Here is a 15,842-nt window from a genome sequence, read left to right on the forward strand (position 1 = left end):
GGGGCCATGACCGCCAAGACGCCCTGCGAGCCCGACGAGCTGCGCAGCCTGTTCCTGTTCGAGGCGCTCACCGACGAGCAGCTGGCGGTGTTGTGCGCCAACGGGAACATCGAGAACTACCAGCCGGGCCCGATCTGCGTCGAGGGCGAGCCGGCGACCTGCTTCTACGTCCTCATCGACGGCGAGCTCACGATGTCCAAGCGCTCCGGCGGCCAGGACATCGAAACCAATCGCACCTCGCAGCGCGGCGTCTACTGCGGCGCCTGGCGGGCGTTCACCGGCGGGAAGCAGAAGAGCTACGACGCCTCGGTGCACGTGACCAAGCCGTCGCGGTTCTTCGTGATGGACGCCCCGGTGTTCGCCCAGTTCATGAAAGACCAGTTCCCGATGGCCGTCCACCTGCTCGACGGTATCGCCGTCGGCACCGACCGGACCCGGCGGATCATCGACAACCGGGAGAAGCTGCTCGCGCTGGGCCGGCTGTCGGCCGGGCTGACCCATCAGCTGAACAACCCCGCGGCGGCCATCGCGCGCGCGGCGGCCGACCTGCGCGGCCGGGTCGCCGGCATGCGGGGCAAGCTGGCCATGCTCGCCGACGGCACCGTCAGCCCCGAGGCGCTCAGCGCCCTGGTCCACCTCCAGCAAGGGGTGGCCGAGCAGGTCGCCAAGTCGGCGACGGAACAGCTGAGCGCGATGGAAACCGCCGACCGCGAGGACGCCGTCGGCGACTGGCTGGACGAGCACGGCGTCGAAGGCGGCTGGGACATCGCGCCGACCTTCGTCGAAGGCGGCATCGACACCGACTGGTTGGAGCGGATTTCGACCGTCAGCGAGGAACTCGCATCGACATCGTTGGAGGAGGCGATCCGGTGGATCAACTACACCATCGAGAGCGAGTTGCTGATGAACCAGATTCTGGAAGCGAGCAAACGGATTTCGGCCTTGGTCGCCGACGCCAAGCAGTATTCGCAGCTTGACCGGGCCCCGTTTCAGGTGGCCAACATCCACGAACTGCTGCGCAGCACGCTGGCGATGTTCGCCGACCGGTTGACCAAGGACGCCGGCCGGGAGGCCAGTAAGAATCCCGTGATCACGCTGGTGAAGGATTTCGACCAGTCGCTGCCCGAAATCCCTTGTTATCCAGGTGATCTCAACCAGGTGTGGACCAACATCATCGACAACGCCATCGCCGCGATGCGCGAGACGGGCGGCACGCTGACCGTCCGCACCTGCCGGGAGGGCGAGAACTTGGTCCGCGTCGAGATCTGCGACACCGGCCCCGGGGTGCCCGAGGAAGCGCGCGAGCACATCTTCGAACCGTTCTTCACCACCAAACCGTTCGGGGAAGGTACGGGGCTGGGGCTGGACCTGGCGTTCAACATCGTCGTCAAGAACCATCGGGGGGATCTGCGAGTGGAATCTGTGCCGGGCGACACGCGCTTCATCGTGCTGCTGCCGCTGGAGGCGCCGCCGGCCGAGGACCCGGCGGAATAGCCGCACCCCCCGGGCCGGTTGGGAACGACCATGAGCAAACCCAACCTCGGCCGGTTCGGATCGTTCGGACGCGGCGTGACGCCCCAGCAAGCCAAAGACATCGAATCCCTGGGCTACGGGGCCGTCTGGGTGGGCGGTTCCCCGCCCGCCGAGCTGGCCTGGGTGGAGCCCCTGCTCGAGGCCACGACCACGTTGCAGGTGGCCACCGGCATCGTGAACATCTGGACGGCCGCCGCCGGGCCGGTGGCCGAGTCGTTCCACCGCATCGACAAGGCCTACCCGGGTCGCTTCCTGCTGGGCATCGGCGTCGGCCATCCCGAGGCGCACACCGAGTACCGCAAGCCCTACGACGCGCTCGCGGGTTACCTGGACCAGCTCGACGAGTACGGCGTGCCGGCCGACAGGCGCGTGGTGGCGGCCCTGGGCCCGCGGGTGCTGAAGCTGTCGGCCGAACGCGCCGCCGGCGCCCACCCCTACCTGACCACCCCCGAGCACACCGCGCAGGCCCGCGAGCTCATCGGCCCGGCGGCGTTCCTGGCCCCCGAACACAAGGTGGTGCTGACCACCGACGCCGAAAAGGCCCGTTCGGTGGGCCGCAAGGCGCTCGACATCTATTTCAACCTGGCCAACTACCGCAACAACTGGAAGCGGCTGGGCTACTCCGACGACGAAGTCGTCCGCCCGGGCAGCGACCGCCTGGTCGACTCGGTGGTCGCCTACGGCACGCCCGAGCAGATCGCCGCGCGGCTGAAAGAACACCTCGACGCGGGTGCCGACCACGTCCCCGTGCAGGTGCTCACCAAGGATGAAAACCTGGTGTCGGCGTTGGCCGAATTGGCGGGGCCGCTCGGCCTGAGCTGACCGACTTCGAAGGGACACCGATGACCGAGGCAGTGGCACTGAAACCCGACCTGGGCCGGTTCGGCGTATTTCTGCCCACTCGCTCCATCACGCCCGACCTGGCCGCCCGGATCGAAGCTCTCGGCTACGGCGCGGTCTGGGTCGGCGGGTCGCCGGACGCGGACCTGGCCTGGGTCGACCCGGCCCTGGAGCAGACCACGTCGTTGCAGCTGGCGACGGGGATCGTCAACATCTGGTCCGCGCCGGCGCCGGCCGTCGCCGAGTCCTACGCGCGCATCGAAAGCGCCCACCCGGGGCGGTTCCTGCTCGGCGTCGGCGTGGGCCACCGGGAGCGCACCGAGGAGTACGTCAAGCCCTACGACGCCCTGGTCAGCTACCTCGACGCGCTCGACGCCGCGATGGTGCCGACCAGCCGGCGGGTGCTCGCGGCGCTCGGGCCGCGCGTGCTGCAGCTGGCCGCGGAACGCAGCGCCGGCGCCCACCCGTACCTGACCACGCCGGAACACACGGCCAAGGCGCGCGAACAGCTGGGCGCCTCGGTGTTCCTGGCGCCCGAGCACAAGGTGGTGCTGACCACCGACCCCGAGGAGGCCCGGGCGATCGGCCGGCGAACGGCCGACCGCTACCTGGGGCTGAGCAACTACGTCAATAACTGGCTGCGGCTCGGGTTCACCCAGGATGACGTGCGCAAGCCCGGCAGCGACAAGCTGATCGACGCGGTGGTGGCCTATGGCACCCCGGAGGCCATCGCGCGGCGCCTCGGTGAACATTGCGAAGCCGGGGCCGACCACGTGGCCGTCCAGGTGCTGGGCAGCCCGGACGGCGAAGCGCTGGTGTCAGCGTTGCGCGAGCTGGCCGGGCCATTAGGGCTAACCGCCCCAAACTGATCGTCCGGCTCGGTTAGGGTGTGTGACCATGCGATTGCTGGTCACCGGTGGAGCGGGCTTCATCGGCGCGAATTTCGTGCATAGCACGGTGCGGGAGCATCCCGAGGATTCGGTGACGGTGCTCGACGCCTTCACCTACGCCGGGCGGCGCGAGTCGCTGGCCGACGTCGAGGACGCCATCACGGTGGTCAAGGGCGACATCGCTGACGCCGCGCTGGTCGCCGCGCTGGTCGCCGAGTCCGACGCGGTCGTGCACTTCGCCGCCGAGACCCACGTCGACAACTCCCTGGAAGACCCGTGGACGACGCTGCAGACCAACGTGGTCGGGACCTACGCGATCCTGCAGGCGGTGCGGCGGCACGATGTCCGGCTGCACCACGTCTCCACCGACGAGGTCTACGGCGATCTGGAGCTCGACGAGCCCAGCCGGTTCACCGAGTCGACGCCCTACAACCCGTCGAGCCCGTACTCGGCGACCAAGGCCGCCAGCGACCTGCTGGTCCGGGCCTGGGTGCGGTCCTACGGCGTGCGCGCGACGATCTCCAACTGCTCGAACAACTACGGGCCGTATCAGCACGTCGAAAAGTTCATCCCGCGCCAGATCACCAACGTGCTCACCGGGCGCCGCCCCAAGCTGTACGGCGCGGGCGGCAACGTTCGGGACTGGATCCACGTCGACGACCACAACAGCGCGGTCCGGCGAATCCTGGAAAAGGGTGAGAACGGCCGGACCTACCTCATCGCCGCCGAGGGCGAGCGCGACAACCTGACGGTCATGCGCGCGATCCTGCAGGCGCTGGGACGCGACCCCGACGATTTCGACCACGTCACCGACCGCGTCGGCCACGACCTGCGCTACGCGATCGACCCGACCACGCTGTACAACGAATTGGGTTGGACGCCAAAGCATGCCAACTTCGAGGAGGGCCTGCGCGCCACCATCGACTGGTATCGCGCCAATGAGTCGTGGTGGCGGCCGCTCAAGGACGCCACCGAGGGCCGCTACGAAGAACGGGGTCAGTGACATGGGAGTGCGCGAGCTCAAGGTCGCCGGCGCTTGGGAGATCACTCCGACCATCCACGGCGATTCCCGCGGCAGGTTTTTCGAATGGCTCACCGATCGCGCGTTCACCGAGTTCGCCGGCCATCGGCTCGACGTCCGGCAGGCCAACTGTTCGGTGTCCTCGGCCGGGGTGCTGCGTGGCGTGCACTTCGCACAGGTGCCACCGAGCCAGGCGAAATACGTGACCTGCGTGTCCGGTTCGGTCTTCGACGTCGTCGTCGACACCCGCGTCGGCTCCCCGACGTTCGGCCAGTGGGACTCCGTCCTGCTCGACGACAAGGACCACCGGACGGTCTACATCTCCGAAGGCCTGGGGCACGGATTCCTTGCGCTGCAAGACAATTCGACGATCATGTACCTGTGTTCGTCGGAATACAACCCGCAGCGCGAGCACACCATCTGCGCGACCGACCCGGACTTGGCGATCGACTGGCCGCTGGTCGACGGCGCCACTCCCACGCTGTCCGACCGCGACGCCGCGGCGCCCAGCTTCGAGGAAGTTCGCGCGTCGGGCCTCATGCCCACCTGGGAAGAGACGCAGCGCTTCGTCGCCGGGCTGCGCGATACGTGAGGGATCGATGAAGCGTGGGTTGCTGATCGCCGTCGCGGCCGCGGCCGTCGCCACGGCGCTGGGCGGCTGCGCCAAGGGCGACAACGCTTCGAGCGCAACATCTTCCAGCGCGGCCCCAACCAGCACTCCCACCGCGGCCGGGCCCGTGCGGGTCACCATCGGGGGCCAGCCCCAAAAAGTCAGCGGGCCGGTCGCGTGCGGCACGAACAACGGCAAGTTCTCCATCGCGGTCGGTGACATGGCCACCGGCATCATCGTCGGGCTCGAGCCCGACGCGTCGGTGGTCCACGGCGCAGGGCTCGGCACCGTCGACGGGGTGGTCATGAGCTTCACCGAGGGTGTGCCCGGCGAAGACGCCACCGCCACCAAGGCCGGCAACACCTACAAGATCACCGGCACCGCCAGCGGCACCGACAACGCGGGCGCGCAGGTGCACAAGCCTTTCGAAGTCAACGTCACCTGCCCGTAGGCGAGTAACCTTCCCCCAATGGCGTCGAGCTTCTCCGGCAAGATCGCATTCGTGACCGGCGGCGCGTCCGGCATCGGCGCCGCGCTGGCCACCAACGTGGCCGACGCGGGGGCCGAGGTCTGGATCGCCGATCGCCAACTCGAGGCGGCGCAGAAGCTGGCGCAACACCTGAGCAACGGTGGCGCGAGGGCGCACGCGATCGAGCTCGATGTGCGCAGCTTCCCGGCATTCGAAAGCGCCGTCGCCCGGGCGGCGCAGCAATCCGGGCGCATCGACTACCTGTTCAACAACGCCGGCATCGGCGTGGGCGGCGAGGTCGACTCGTACACGCTCGACGACTGGAACGACGTCTTGGACGTGAACCTGCACGGCGTGGTGCACGGCATCCAAGCGGTGTATCCGATCATGATCCGGCAGGGTTCGGGCCACATCGTGAACACGGCCTCGATGGCCGGCCTGCTCGCCTCGCCCGGCGCCGTGAGCTACACCGCGGCCAAACACGCCGTCGTCGCACTCTCGAGAGCGCTGCGGTTGGAGGCCGAGCGCCATGGCGTATCGGTGTCGGTGCTGTGTCCCGGCGCGATCCGGACCCCGATCCTCACCGGCGGCAAGTACGGACGGATGACAAAGACCGGCGCCGGCGACGAGGCGCTGCTGAAGTTCTGGGAGCCGATGCGGCCGATGGCGCCCGATAAGTTCGCCGAGCGCGTGCTTCGCGCCGTGTCGCGCCGCGACGCGATCATCATCGTGCCGGGCTGGTGGAAGGCGTTGTGGTATCTGGAACGCCTCGCGCCGGCCGTATCGACCTGGAGCGCACGGCTCACGCTCAAGCGCCTGCGGGCGATGGATTCCACCGCCTCCTGAGGCGCGACCGAATCACGGTTGAAAACAAGCACTTTCGCCAACTAGTGGCGCTATTATCACGCTTGTCGCTGTAGTCGGGCCGCGACCGCTTCACGCTTGGAGGGGTCGGATGTCGTTTGTGCTTGCAGTTCCGGACGTAATGGCCGATGCGGCAACGCGTTTGGCGAGCATCGGCTCGGCGATCAGCGCCGCCCAGGCTACGGCGGAAGTACCCACCACGGGGGTACTCGCCGCGGCCGGTGATGAGGTGTCGACGGCCGTCGCGGCAGTGTTTTCGCGGTACGCCTCGGCGTATCAGGCGCTGGGTTCCGAGGCGGCGGCTTTTCACACCCAGCTGGTGCAGACGCTCAACGCGAGTGCGGGCGCCTATCTCGCCGCCGACGCCGCCAACGCGTCGCCGCTGCAGACCCTCCAGGACGACGTGCTGGGGCTGATCAACGCGCCGACTAACGCGCTTTTCGGGCGTCCGCTGATCGGCAACGGCGCCAACGGCATAACCAACGCCCAAGGGGTAGGGACGCCCGGCGGCGCCGGCGGATTATTGTCCGGCAACGGCGGCAACGGCGGCAACAGCACCGCCACCGGCGCACCCGGCGGGGCGGGCGGGTCCGCCGGCCTGTGGGGAAACGGCGGGAACGGCGGGACGGGTGGTCCCGCCGCGCTTGGCGGTGCCGGCGGCAGGGGCGGCTTGTTGGGCGGCATGGCCGGTGCCACCGGCGCCCCCGGCCTGGCCACGGTCCCGATCACCGTGCAAAACAACGACATCATCGCGAGCCTCTCGGTGGGCGGGGGACCGACAGCGTCCGTGGTGGTCGATACCGGGTCGCGGGGTCTCATTCTCCCGCCCCAAGACGTGAACACGGCGACCCTCGGCGCGCCCACCGGGAGCGGTAGCGTCGTCTACGGCGGGCCCGGCAATACCTTGACCGTGAACTTCACCACCTACACGACGACGGTGAATTTCGGGAACGGAATCGTCACCCAGCCGACCACCGTCGCCGTGGCCACCTCCGCGACCCAAACCATCGACTTCTTCTTTTCAAATCCGGTTCCAACTTCCCAAGTACCGGCCATCTTGGGCCTCGGGGTCAATCCCGCCGGACCACTCGGAAGCAGCCCCGTGACGGCATTGCCCGGCAGTTTCGGTCAGGGTGTGCTGATCGATGAACCCAAGGGCGTGATGGAGTTCGGTACAAACCCGTTGCCCGCCATCGGCTCCGTTACCGGCGCCCCCTCCGCCACCCTGGACATACGCATCAATAACGGTGCCCTCCAACAGACTTCCGGCGCGTTCATCGATTCGGGCGGCCTGTACGGATCCGTCCCGGACAGTCTCAACCCGCCCAATGCCGGCGGATACCTGCCGGCGGGAACCACCATTTCCGTCTACACCCCCGACGGGACGACGCTGCTGTACACGACGACGGTCGGTTCGCAACAGACGTCCGTCGTGTCGAGTTTCCTGGGCGGCAACTTCAACACCGGGATCGCTCCCTTCCTACAAGATCCGATCTACCTCTCCTACAGCCCCGGCGGCACCGGAACGACCATATTCGATGCGTGAATCGACTCGCAGGGAACGACTATTCAGGTCCGGTCAGGGGACGATCTATTTCGATCCGGCCTAAGACACGGCGGCAACACGCCTCGTCCGAGGCATCCTGACGAAGGCGGCCGCCCACAGCAGCACGCACATCGCCTCCGCGACCACGGTGAGGGCCGCGTGCGGCGCCGGCTCCCAACCGTGCTCGGTGAAGCCAAAGAGCCCAACGGTTCTCGACAGCACGAAGGCCACCAGGGAGCCGCCGGCCAGCGCGGCGGCGGACCATTCGACCCACCACGGGCCACCCGCGGCGACCAGCAGGGCCAGCGAAAACGACACGCTGGCCTGCACCAGGAAGGCGTTGCCGATCATCGGGATATGTTGGTAGCCGTGGATATACAGGTAGGCGTGGCTGAAGGCGCTGACGGCCAGGGCGGCGGCCAGGCCGAGCCTAAGAATGAGTCTCATTGCAGCGTCGTCTCTTTCAGTGCCAGGGCGGTCTGCCCCTTGGTGTAGTTGACCTCGCGAATCCCCAGCACGTCGCGCAGCTTGCCGGCCGGCAGCGTCACCGGCTTGGGTGCCGGTCCGTCGCCGGGGTGCGGCAGCGGGTAGGCGGTCGTCGTGCCGCTGTAGAACGTCACATTGCCTTCCGTCTTGGAAAACAGTTGGTGCACATGCCCGTTGAGGCAGGTGACCGACGAGAAGCGGCTCAGGTAGCTGAGCGCCTGGGCGGCGTCATCAGTGCCCCAGCCCCAGTCGGGGTACATCGCGAACAGCGGGATGTGGCTGAACACGATGATCGGCGTGTCATTCGACAATCCCGCGACGTCCTTCTCGACGAAGGCCAGCTGATCCGTCCCAAGATGCCCAAGCTTCTTGAGGTTCAGGGTATTCACCAGGGCGATCACGTGGACGCCGGCGACGTCGAAGCTGTACCACCCGTCGCCGCGGGTTCCGGCGCCGAAGACGCTGCGGTACTTCTGTCCCGCGTCGTCGACCGAATCGTGTTCGCCGGGCACCGTGAAGATGTGCGGCGTCTGCAGCTTGGTCATCATCTGCTTCACCTGGTCGAACTGCTCCGGGCTCGACAGGTGCGTGAGGTCGCCGGTGTGGATGACGAAATCCGGCGTGTAGCCGAGGTTGTTGATCTCGTCGATCGCGTGGCCGAACGTGCTCGCGACGTCCGGGTTCGGCGGGCCGGAGAAGCCGATGTGGCTGTCGCTGATCTGGGCGAACCGCAGCGTCGGCCGGGCCTGGGTGCGCGCGGCCGTCGCCGTGCCGGCGACGTGCGAGATGACCTCGCCGCCGACGACGGCGAACCCGACCGCCGCGCCGAACCACGCCGAGTGCCGGATGAGCTGGCGGCGGGTCATCGTGTTCGGGTCGTTCATCCCGTCACCACCACGGTGCCGTGCATCATCGGGTGAATCGAGCAGACGTAGTCGAACTTCCCCGCCGTGGGAAAGGTGTGCGAAAAGGTCGCGCCCGTTCCCATTCCGGGCGAGTGAAACGAGCCATCGCTCGCGGCCACCGTGTGCGGTTCCTCGTCGCGGTTGGTCCACGTGACGGTGGTGCCCGCCTTGACGGTCAAGGTGACCGGCGCGAAGGCGAAGTTGTCGATGGTGACCTGGTCGCCCGTGGCGGCGGCCGGTGACCCGGTCGCCGATGCCGGGCCCGGCGTCGGGCCCGGTGCGCTGGGCATCCCGCTCATGCCCGGCATTCCGGGCACGCCGCCGGCGCCCGAGCCGAAGGTCACCGACGGCTGCGCGGCCGGCGGCGGCGACGACGAGCAACCGGCCAGCATCAGCGCGCCCCCGGCTAGCACCGCGACCAGATGTTTTCGAAGCTTGGCGATATCCATGCCAAGAGATAGGGCGGCGGGTTACACCTCGCGGCGCGGCGGGGCGAACACCTCGATCACGCCGTTGACCTCGCGGACCATCAGCGCGGGCAAAGGTTTTGGCGAGATTGGCAGCTGGTGGGTGAGCACCTTCCCGCTGGGCGAGAACGACGTCGTGTGGCACGGGCAGCGCAGCGTGCCCTCGGGTGCGTCGAACCACAGCCGGCAACCCTGATGTGTGCAGACACCGGATATGGCTTCGGGCTTGCCGTCGACGCGGCGGACGAATCCGGTGACCGAGCCCAGATCGAACGGATGCATGACGCCGTCGGGCACATCGGAGCTGGCCGCGACGCGCTGCCAGCTTCCGTCATAAGGCCTGAGTTCCCCGGCGACAGCCGGACCTTCGGTGGGGCTGCCCATCAGCGCCCGATCGATGGACACCGCCGCCGCCGCCGCGGCCGCGGCGGCCGACGTGCCCACGATGACCTGGCGGCGCGTCGTGGGATGCTTGGTGGGCGCCGGCGCGGGCGCGCCGTTCATCTGCTCGGCGAGCCGGCCGTGCAACTCGCTGAGGAACTCCTGCCGGGGCTCATCATCACCCTGCCCGGCCGCCCGCAGCTCGATCGCGGTCCGGATCTGCGCCGCCTCGAAGTCGTCGGCCGCAAACGGCTTGGGCCGGCGGCCCCGCAACAGGTCATCGACATAGCGGCGCAACCCTCGCGCGTTCATCGCTGACCTCCATCGTTGACCTGTGCCGCCAGCCGCAGGGCCCGGTGTTGGAGCACTTTGGCGTTGGCGACGCTGATTCCCAGCTCGGCGGCGGACTCCTTGATCGAATTGCCTTGTAAGAAACGTATTTCCAAAATCTGGCGGTACCGGTCCGGCAGGCTGTCGAGGACCCTGGCGACACGCTGGGGCGCGGTGCTGATCGCCTCCTCGCTCTCCGGTGGTTGTTCGATGTCGTCGATCGAGGTTATCTCCCGGCCCATGGTCTCCCGCCAGTGCGCGGCCAGGACCGTCCTGGCCGTGGCCCGCAGGTAGGCGCGCACCTCGCCGACGCTGGCCGTCAGGCGCAGCGGCCGCAGCGCGGCCAGGAAGACCTCCGCGGTGAGGTCCTCGGCGTCGGCGCGGTTGCCCACCCGGGCGAACAGCGTGCGGTACACCCAGGACGCGTTGTCGGAGTACACGGCCTCCCAGTCGGGATAGCCGTCATCGGGGACCGCGCGCAGCGGACGCGGGCCGGGTTCGTTGTGAGCCGCCACGTGCCTCCTTCACCGATAAGTATCAGCTCGGGTTACACGAGAGTTCGCCGGCCATCAGCCGGTCCAGCTTCGCGGCGGTGGCCGACAAGGCCGAGCGGGCGATGCGCAGGATCCGGTCCCGCACCCGCGGCTTCGCCGACGCCGGCGCCAGCAGGTGACCCATCAGATGTCCGAACAGGTCCAGGCGCGCGGTGGCGAGCCAGGCGGTCAGGTCCGCGTCGTCGAGCCAGCGCAGCTGATTGCCGTAGTCGGCGCGCGCGACGCGCAACCAGTCGAGGTCGGTGTCGGGATGCGGCAGCGGCGGGCAAAGCTCGTTCCTCGCGGCGTCGTCGGGGTAAGCGGACTCGACGTGGGCGATCAGCGCCGCGCTGAAGATCTGCTGGCACCCCCGGACGCTCTGCAACGTGATCCGGCCCGGTTCGAAAACCGGTGTGGCTGGTCGCTTCTCGGCGCCGTCCGCGGTGCAGTCGACGTACAGCGCCGAACCGTCCGCGCGAACGGCGCCGCCGTCGAGGACCATCTTGTCGGCGTCGACGCGCAGCAGGTGGCCCATGCGCACGACGTCGGTGATGCGGCGCAGCTGCTCCAGCTCGGCGTGGGTGACGGTGGCACAGCGGTACATGGTGGGGCGGATCGCCGGGTCGATCCGCAGCAGCGCGCCGGCGTCCTCGAGGCGGGAGAACAGGTCGTCGACGGAGTCCGCGTCGCCGACGGCCCGCAGCTGCGCGGTGAACGCGGCCTTGATCCGGTCGGCGAACAACGACCCCGGCTGGATCGTCGCGCGATCCAGCAGCCACGAGTCCCGCGGCATGATCCAGGTCAGCCGGTCCGGGTCGATGCCCTGGCCCAGCAGCCACAGGCAGGTGTCGATGCCGGTCTTGCCGGACCCGACCACGACGTAGCGCTCGCGGGCGGCCAGCCGGGGCAGGTCGTTGGGCGGGACGCACGCGACGCCGGGCACCACCTCGTACGGCGGCGGCCGCATCGAGGGAACCTCGACGCGCATGTAGGTGGCGTCGACGATGCGGCCCGTGACGTCGACGGCGTACTCGGTGCCGCCCAGCGTCGTAAAGCGGCCATCACCGCGGTATTCACTCATCGGGAAGTAGGCGACGCGCCCGGTCGGCAGGAACCGATGGCGCAGGACGTGGTCGTAGTACGCGCAGACCTCACCGGCGGTCGCCAGCTCGTAAAGCCCCTCGTTCCAGCCAACCTGGTCGAGGGCGTCGCGACCGAGCGGCAGCGAGTTGACGCCGTAGAACGCCGACGGCTGGTGCAGCCGCACGAACGGATAGGCCGTGGTCCAGTGCCCGCCGGGCTGATGGTTGCGATCCACCAGCACCACGCGGGCCCGCGTCTCGCTGACCAGCGTGTCGAGGAACGCCATCCCCATGGCGCCCGCCCCGACCACCAGGTAGTCGGCTTCGAGGGTGTGCATACGGGGTCAAGGCTAACCCGGCCGCCTCGCGGCGGCTGCCGCTATGTCGCCCGGGCCTCGACCACGCTGAGCGGAGAAGCGGTTTGCACCACCCGGGTGACCCGGAATCCGGCCTGGCCGAGCAGATCTCGGTACTCGGCGGCGGTGCGTTCGCGGGCCCCCAAGTTCAGCAGCATTTCCAAATCCACCCATTTTCCCGGGAAGTCACGGTCGTGCCCGGGGATGACCAGTTCGACCAGTAGCACCGTCGCGTGGGGGCCGGCCGCCGCGCGCACATTGCGCAGGATCTGCACCGCTTTGTCGTCGGGCCAATCGTGGATGATGTTCTTGAGGATGTAGGCGTCGCCACCGCCGGGAACGCTATCGAAAAACGAGCCCTCCGCGACGCTGACGCGGTCGGCGACGTTGCGCTCGCGCAACAGCTTTGGGGCCTGCGCGACCACCGGGGGCAGGTCGTAAAGTACGCCCCGCGACGCCGGCGCCCCCGCCAGGATGGCGGCCAGCAGCGGGCCGTGCCCGCCGCCCACGTCGACGATCGTGGGGTAGGCACCGAAGTCGTAGCCGGCGACCACCGGCCCGTCGGTCAGCTCCGAAACGCTCGTCATCGTCTGGTTGAAGAGGTTGGCAAGCTCGGGGTATCGGTCGAAGTAGTCGAAGCTCGCCGCACCGCGCAACGCCGGGACGACCGTCCTTCCGGCGCGAATCGAGTCGACCAACAGGGTCCAGCGTTCGCGCTGTTCGGCCGACCCGTAGAACTGCGCCGCCCACGTCATCGAGATCGGCGCGTCCGAACGCAGCGTTCCGGCAAGGGAATTGAGCTCATAGCGCCCGTCGCGCCGATGACGGAAGATGCCCTTGCCGACCAATGCCCGCAGCAGCCGGCCCAGCGCGTCCGCGTCGGCGCCCACCCGGGCGGCCAGCTGGTCGATCGGCAGCGGGCCGTCGGCCAGGGCGTCGGCGACGCCGAGTTGGGCCACCGCGGTGATCGCCTGCGAGGTCCAGTTCGCAATGATCATCTCCATCATCGCGGCCGGCGCGGGTGTCAGCCGTTGATGCAGCCGGTACAGGTAGTGGCGAATCCACTCGAGCGCGCGGGCCAGCCTGGCGGGCGGCACCTTGGTTGAAGGCATCATGTGGCATCGACAAGATCGGTGGTGGTCGCGGCCCCGAGGCTTCGGTCGATCTGCGCCGACATCCTGCGGTGGCTCACCGCGCACAGGAACGTCGTGAGCGCCCAGGTCATGAAGCGGTCCGAGACCATCGCGGCGGGCCTCAGCGCGGTCTCGCTGCGCGACACCTGCTGCGTGGTCACCCAGGACACCGCACCGACCTTGCGTCGCCTGGTGTTCTCGTACCGGCGCAGCGCATCCGAGAGATCCCGGATCTTGCCGTACGCGCCCCGCCGGCCCTTGCGGAGATCCGAAAGCGCCTTACACAACACCATCGTGTCGAGCAGCGCCTGATTGGTTCCCTGCGCCAGGGTCGGCGGCATCGTGTGTGCGGCGTCGCCGAGCAGCGTGACCGGCCCGTGGCCCGGGCCCGGGATCGGATGCCGGAAATGGGGGAACGGCGAAGCGGCCAGATCCTCGTCGGTCACTGTCGCGAGTACCCGGTCAGCCGCCTCGGACCATCCCCCGAAATGGGACCGGATCAGCTCGATCGGGCGTTCTGGTCTGACGAAGTCGGGCGACCACGGCAGGTCGAACCACCACTGCAGATCCGAACCCCCGGCCGGCCACAGTCCAAGGTTTCCGTGCTCGCCGATAATCATCTGCGCGGCGTGCTTGTCGCCGATGTCGGGCAGGCTGACCAGCCCCTGCCAGCTGCACCAGCCGGTCGGTTTCGCCTGCGGCGCACCGACGACGCCGCGAACCATCGAGTGCAGGCCGTCCGCGCCGATCAACAGGTCCCCTTCGGCCCAGGTGCCGTCGTCGAACTCGAGCCGAACTCCGTCGTGCGTCGTGACGACCCCGGCCACCCGGCTATTGCAACGGATGCGATCGAGCGGAAAGCCTTCCAGCAGCCGTTCAAGCAGGACCCGACGCGGGACCATCCGAACCGGTGCTCTCAGCCGGTCGGTGATCGCGGTCAGGTCCACGGTGGCGACCGCGCGGCCGCTCGGTGTGGTGACCCGCACGGTGGACAGTGGCTGACCGGCCCCGTCCATGTCGACCCCCAGCTGCCGGAGAACGGTCGAGCCATTGGACCAGATGGTCACGGCGCCGCCGCCTGCCGTCGCGTCCGGTCGCCGTTCGAAGACCGTGACGTCGTGTCCGTCGCGCAACAATCCCCGGGCGGCGGAGATGCCGCCCACGCCGGCGCCGACGATGAGGATCCTGAGCTTGTCGGAATGGTTCACTTCAGTCCTCGGCGTGTCGCTCGTAGGCCCAGCGCTCAAGGCGCGCTTGCAGCTTCAGCAGGCCGGCTCCGGCGAACGACATGCCCGCCGAGAAGTAGAGCGTCAGCAGGGGGTCCATTTTCACAACCTCCGGAAGCGATTCGGATCAGCCCCGCGCGCTGGCCAGTGCGGCCAGCACCGCTCGGGTGGACGCGCGGCCTCCGACGGTGATCCGGGCGGCGCCGTCGGAGTAGTAGCGGGCCGTCAGGCCGGTGTCGCCGAATACCTCTCGCCAGGGTCTCGCGACGGCGGGGAGGTAAACGAAGTTGGCGTGCCCGCCGGTGGTGTACACACCCTTTGCCCGAAGCCGCCGGGACAGGTAGTCGCGCTCACCGCTGATTCGCAGAATGCGTTGCCGCAACTGGTCTTCGGCGTCGTAGCACGCCGCGACCGCGACCAGGCTGGTGATGCCCATGCCGAACGGCAGCTGCATCGCCCACAGGGTGGCGGCCAATTCCGGTGAAGAGAACCCGTACCCGATGCGAAGCCCGGCCAGACCATAGGCCTTCGAGAAGGTCCGCACCACCACGACATTCGGGAATTTCCGGATCAGGTCGGGTCCGTCGATGCGGAGCCTGGGGGCGACGAACTCGATGTAGGCCTCGTCGAGCAGGACGATCGTGTCATCCGGCACCTGCCGCAGGAATAGCTCCACGTCCGCGACGGGCTCCAGGGTGCCCGTCGGGTTGTGGGGACGGCACAAGACGACCACGCGGGCGTCCGCCGCCGCTTCCGCCATGGCCCCCAGGTTGTGGTGGCCGCGCGTGTCCAGCGGAACGGTGACCGGTGTGAGGTGGGCCATCCGGGCGAAGATCGGGTACCCGTCGAAAGTCGGCTCGCTCAGCACAATCCGATCGCCGGGGCGCGTCATCGCGTGCAGGACCTGCATCACCACTCCGCTGGCGCCCGCCCCCAGCACGACTTGCTCGTCGCACACCCCGATGTGACCGGCGACCAGGCGGCGCAGCCGCTCGGGCAGGAACTCCGGGTAACGATTGGCGACATCGATCGAGCGGACCAGCGCCGAGCGCACCGCAGGCAGCGGTGGAAACGGGTTCTCGTTGAGCGATAAGGCGAATGGATCGCTCGCGATCGGCAGCGCATCGAGGATCTCGGCGGTGACGGGGCTCGCCGCCAGCATGGGCATCA

General features: G+C 68.6%; 16 protein-coding genes and 2 pseudogenes. 9 read left to right on the forward strand and 9 right to left on the reverse strand.

Annotation, left to right across the window (positions count from 1 at the left end; genetic code table 11):
* Positions 1-6: 6 nt before the first annotated feature.
* The 9 genes and pseudogenes from A5787_RS28755 to A5787_RS05700 all read left to right on the forward strand — a co-directional run.
* Positions 7-366: pseudogene (locus tag A5787_RS28755) on the forward strand (cyclic nucleotide-binding domain-containing protein); the annotation flags it as partial.
* Between the two features lie 792 nt (positions 367-1,158).
* Positions 1,159-1,494, forward strand: a pseudogene (locus A5787_RS28760) (sensor histidine kinase); the annotation flags it as partial.
* A gap of 30 nt (positions 1,495-1,524) precedes the next feature.
* Positions 1,525-2,355: an LLM class F420-dependent oxidoreductase gene (locus tag A5787_RS05670; RefSeq protein ID WP_066962844.1), complete on the forward strand. Its 831-nt coding sequence runs from the start codon at positions 1,525-1,527 to the stop codon at positions 2,353-2,355.
* A gap of 20 nt (positions 2,356-2,375) precedes the next feature.
* Complete coding sequence (locus tag A5787_RS05675) at positions 2,376-3,242, forward strand: LLM class F420-dependent oxidoreductase (RefSeq protein ID WP_066962847.1); 867 nt, start codon at positions 2,376-2,378, stop codon at positions 3,240-3,242.
* Between the two features lie 28 nt (positions 3,243-3,270).
* Positions 3,271-4,266, forward strand: coding sequence for a dTDP-glucose 4,6-dehydratase (gene rfbB / locus A5787_RS05680; protein WP_066963093.1), 996 nt, complete (start codon positions 3,271-3,273; stop codon positions 4,264-4,266).
* A gap of 1 nt (position 4,267) precedes the next feature.
* Complete coding sequence (rfbC, locus tag A5787_RS05685) at positions 4,268-4,876, forward strand: dTDP-4-dehydrorhamnose 3,5-epimerase (RefSeq protein ID WP_066962850.1); 609 nt, start codon at positions 4,268-4,270, stop codon at positions 4,874-4,876.
* Between the two features lie 7 nt (positions 4,877-4,883).
* Positions 4,884-5,345, forward strand: coding sequence for a lipoprotein LpqH (locus A5787_RS05690; RefSeq protein ID WP_066962852.1), 462 nt, complete (start codon positions 4,884-4,886; stop codon positions 5,343-5,345).
* A gap of 18 nt (positions 5,346-5,363) precedes the next feature.
* On the forward strand, positions 5,364-6,209 hold the full coding sequence (locus A5787_RS05695; protein WP_066962855.1) for an SDR family oxidoreductase: 846 nt from the start codon (positions 5,364-5,366) through the stop codon (positions 6,207-6,209).
* 109 nt (positions 6,210-6,318) lie between these two features.
* On the forward strand, positions 6,319-7,773 hold the full coding sequence (locus tag A5787_RS05700; RefSeq protein ID WP_066962858.1) for a PecA family PE domain-processing aspartic protease: 1,455 nt from the start codon (positions 6,319-6,321) through the stop codon (positions 7,771-7,773).
* A 60-nt stretch (positions 7,774-7,833) separates the two neighbouring features.
* On the opposite strand, the gene A5787_RS05705 is transcribed toward A5787_RS05700, so the two are convergent.
* The 9 genes from A5787_RS05705 to A5787_RS05745 all read right to left on the reverse strand — a co-directional run bounded on the left by A5787_RS05705 (position 7,834) and on the right by A5787_RS05745 (position 15,834).
* Positions 7,834-8,220, reverse strand: coding sequence for a hypothetical protein (locus A5787_RS05705; RefSeq protein ID WP_066962860.1), 387 nt, complete (start codon positions 8,218-8,220; stop codon positions 7,834-7,836).
* The gene (locus A5787_RS05710; RefSeq protein ID WP_066962864.1) at positions 8,217-9,143 is read right to left on the reverse strand and encodes a metallophosphoesterase; all 927 of its coding nucleotides are present in this window, start codon (positions 9,141-9,143) and stop codon (positions 8,217-8,219) included. Before A5787_RS05710 ends, A5787_RS05705 begins: the two co-directional genes overlap by 4 nt.
* Positions 9,140-9,613 (reverse strand): plastocyanin/azurin family copper-binding protein, encoded by a 474-nt coding sequence (locus tag A5787_RS05715; protein WP_369829083.1) that lies wholly within the window; start codon positions 9,611-9,613, stop codon positions 9,140-9,142. The genes A5787_RS05710 and A5787_RS05715 overlap by 4 nt, the downstream gene beginning before the upstream one ends.
* 21 nt (positions 9,614-9,634) lie before the next feature.
* A complete protein-coding gene (locus tag A5787_RS05720; RefSeq protein WP_066962867.1) occupies positions 9,635-10,324 on the reverse strand; it encodes a Rieske (2Fe-2S) protein in 690 nt (229 codons plus the stop codon).
* Positions 10,321-10,857, reverse strand: coding sequence for an RNA polymerase sigma factor (locus A5787_RS05725; RefSeq protein WP_066962870.1), 537 nt, complete (start codon positions 10,855-10,857; stop codon positions 10,321-10,323). The genes A5787_RS05720 and A5787_RS05725 overlap by 4 nt, the downstream gene beginning before the upstream one ends.
* Positions 10,858-10,879: 22 nt before the next feature.
* Complete coding sequence (locus A5787_RS05730; protein WP_066962873.1) at positions 10,880-12,295, reverse strand: FAD/NAD(P)-binding protein; 1,416 nt, start codon at positions 12,293-12,295, stop codon at positions 10,880-10,882.
* 41 nt (positions 12,296-12,336) lie between these two features.
* Entirely contained in the window at positions 12,337-13,428 is a 1,092-nt protein-coding gene (locus A5787_RS05735) for a methyltransferase (protein WP_156763782.1), read from the reverse strand.
* Positions 13,425-14,654, reverse strand: a complete 1,230-nt coding sequence (locus tag A5787_RS05740) for an NAD(P)/FAD-dependent oxidoreductase (protein ID WP_231993839.1) — start codon at positions 14,652-14,654, stop codon at positions 13,425-13,427. Before A5787_RS05740 ends, A5787_RS05735 begins: the two co-directional genes overlap by 4 nt.
* Positions 14,655-14,799: 145 nt before the next feature.
* Positions 14,800-15,834, reverse strand: coding sequence for a histidinol-phosphate transaminase (locus tag A5787_RS05745; RefSeq protein WP_066963105.1), 1,035 nt, complete (start codon positions 15,832-15,834; stop codon positions 14,800-14,802).
* Positions 15,835-15,842: the final 8 nt, after the last annotated feature.

It is taken from the genome of Mycobacterium sp. 852002-50816_SCH5313054-b (assembly GCF_001667185.1).
Classification (GTDB): Bacteria; Actinomycetota; Actinomycetes; order Mycobacteriales; family Mycobacteriaceae; genus Mycobacterium.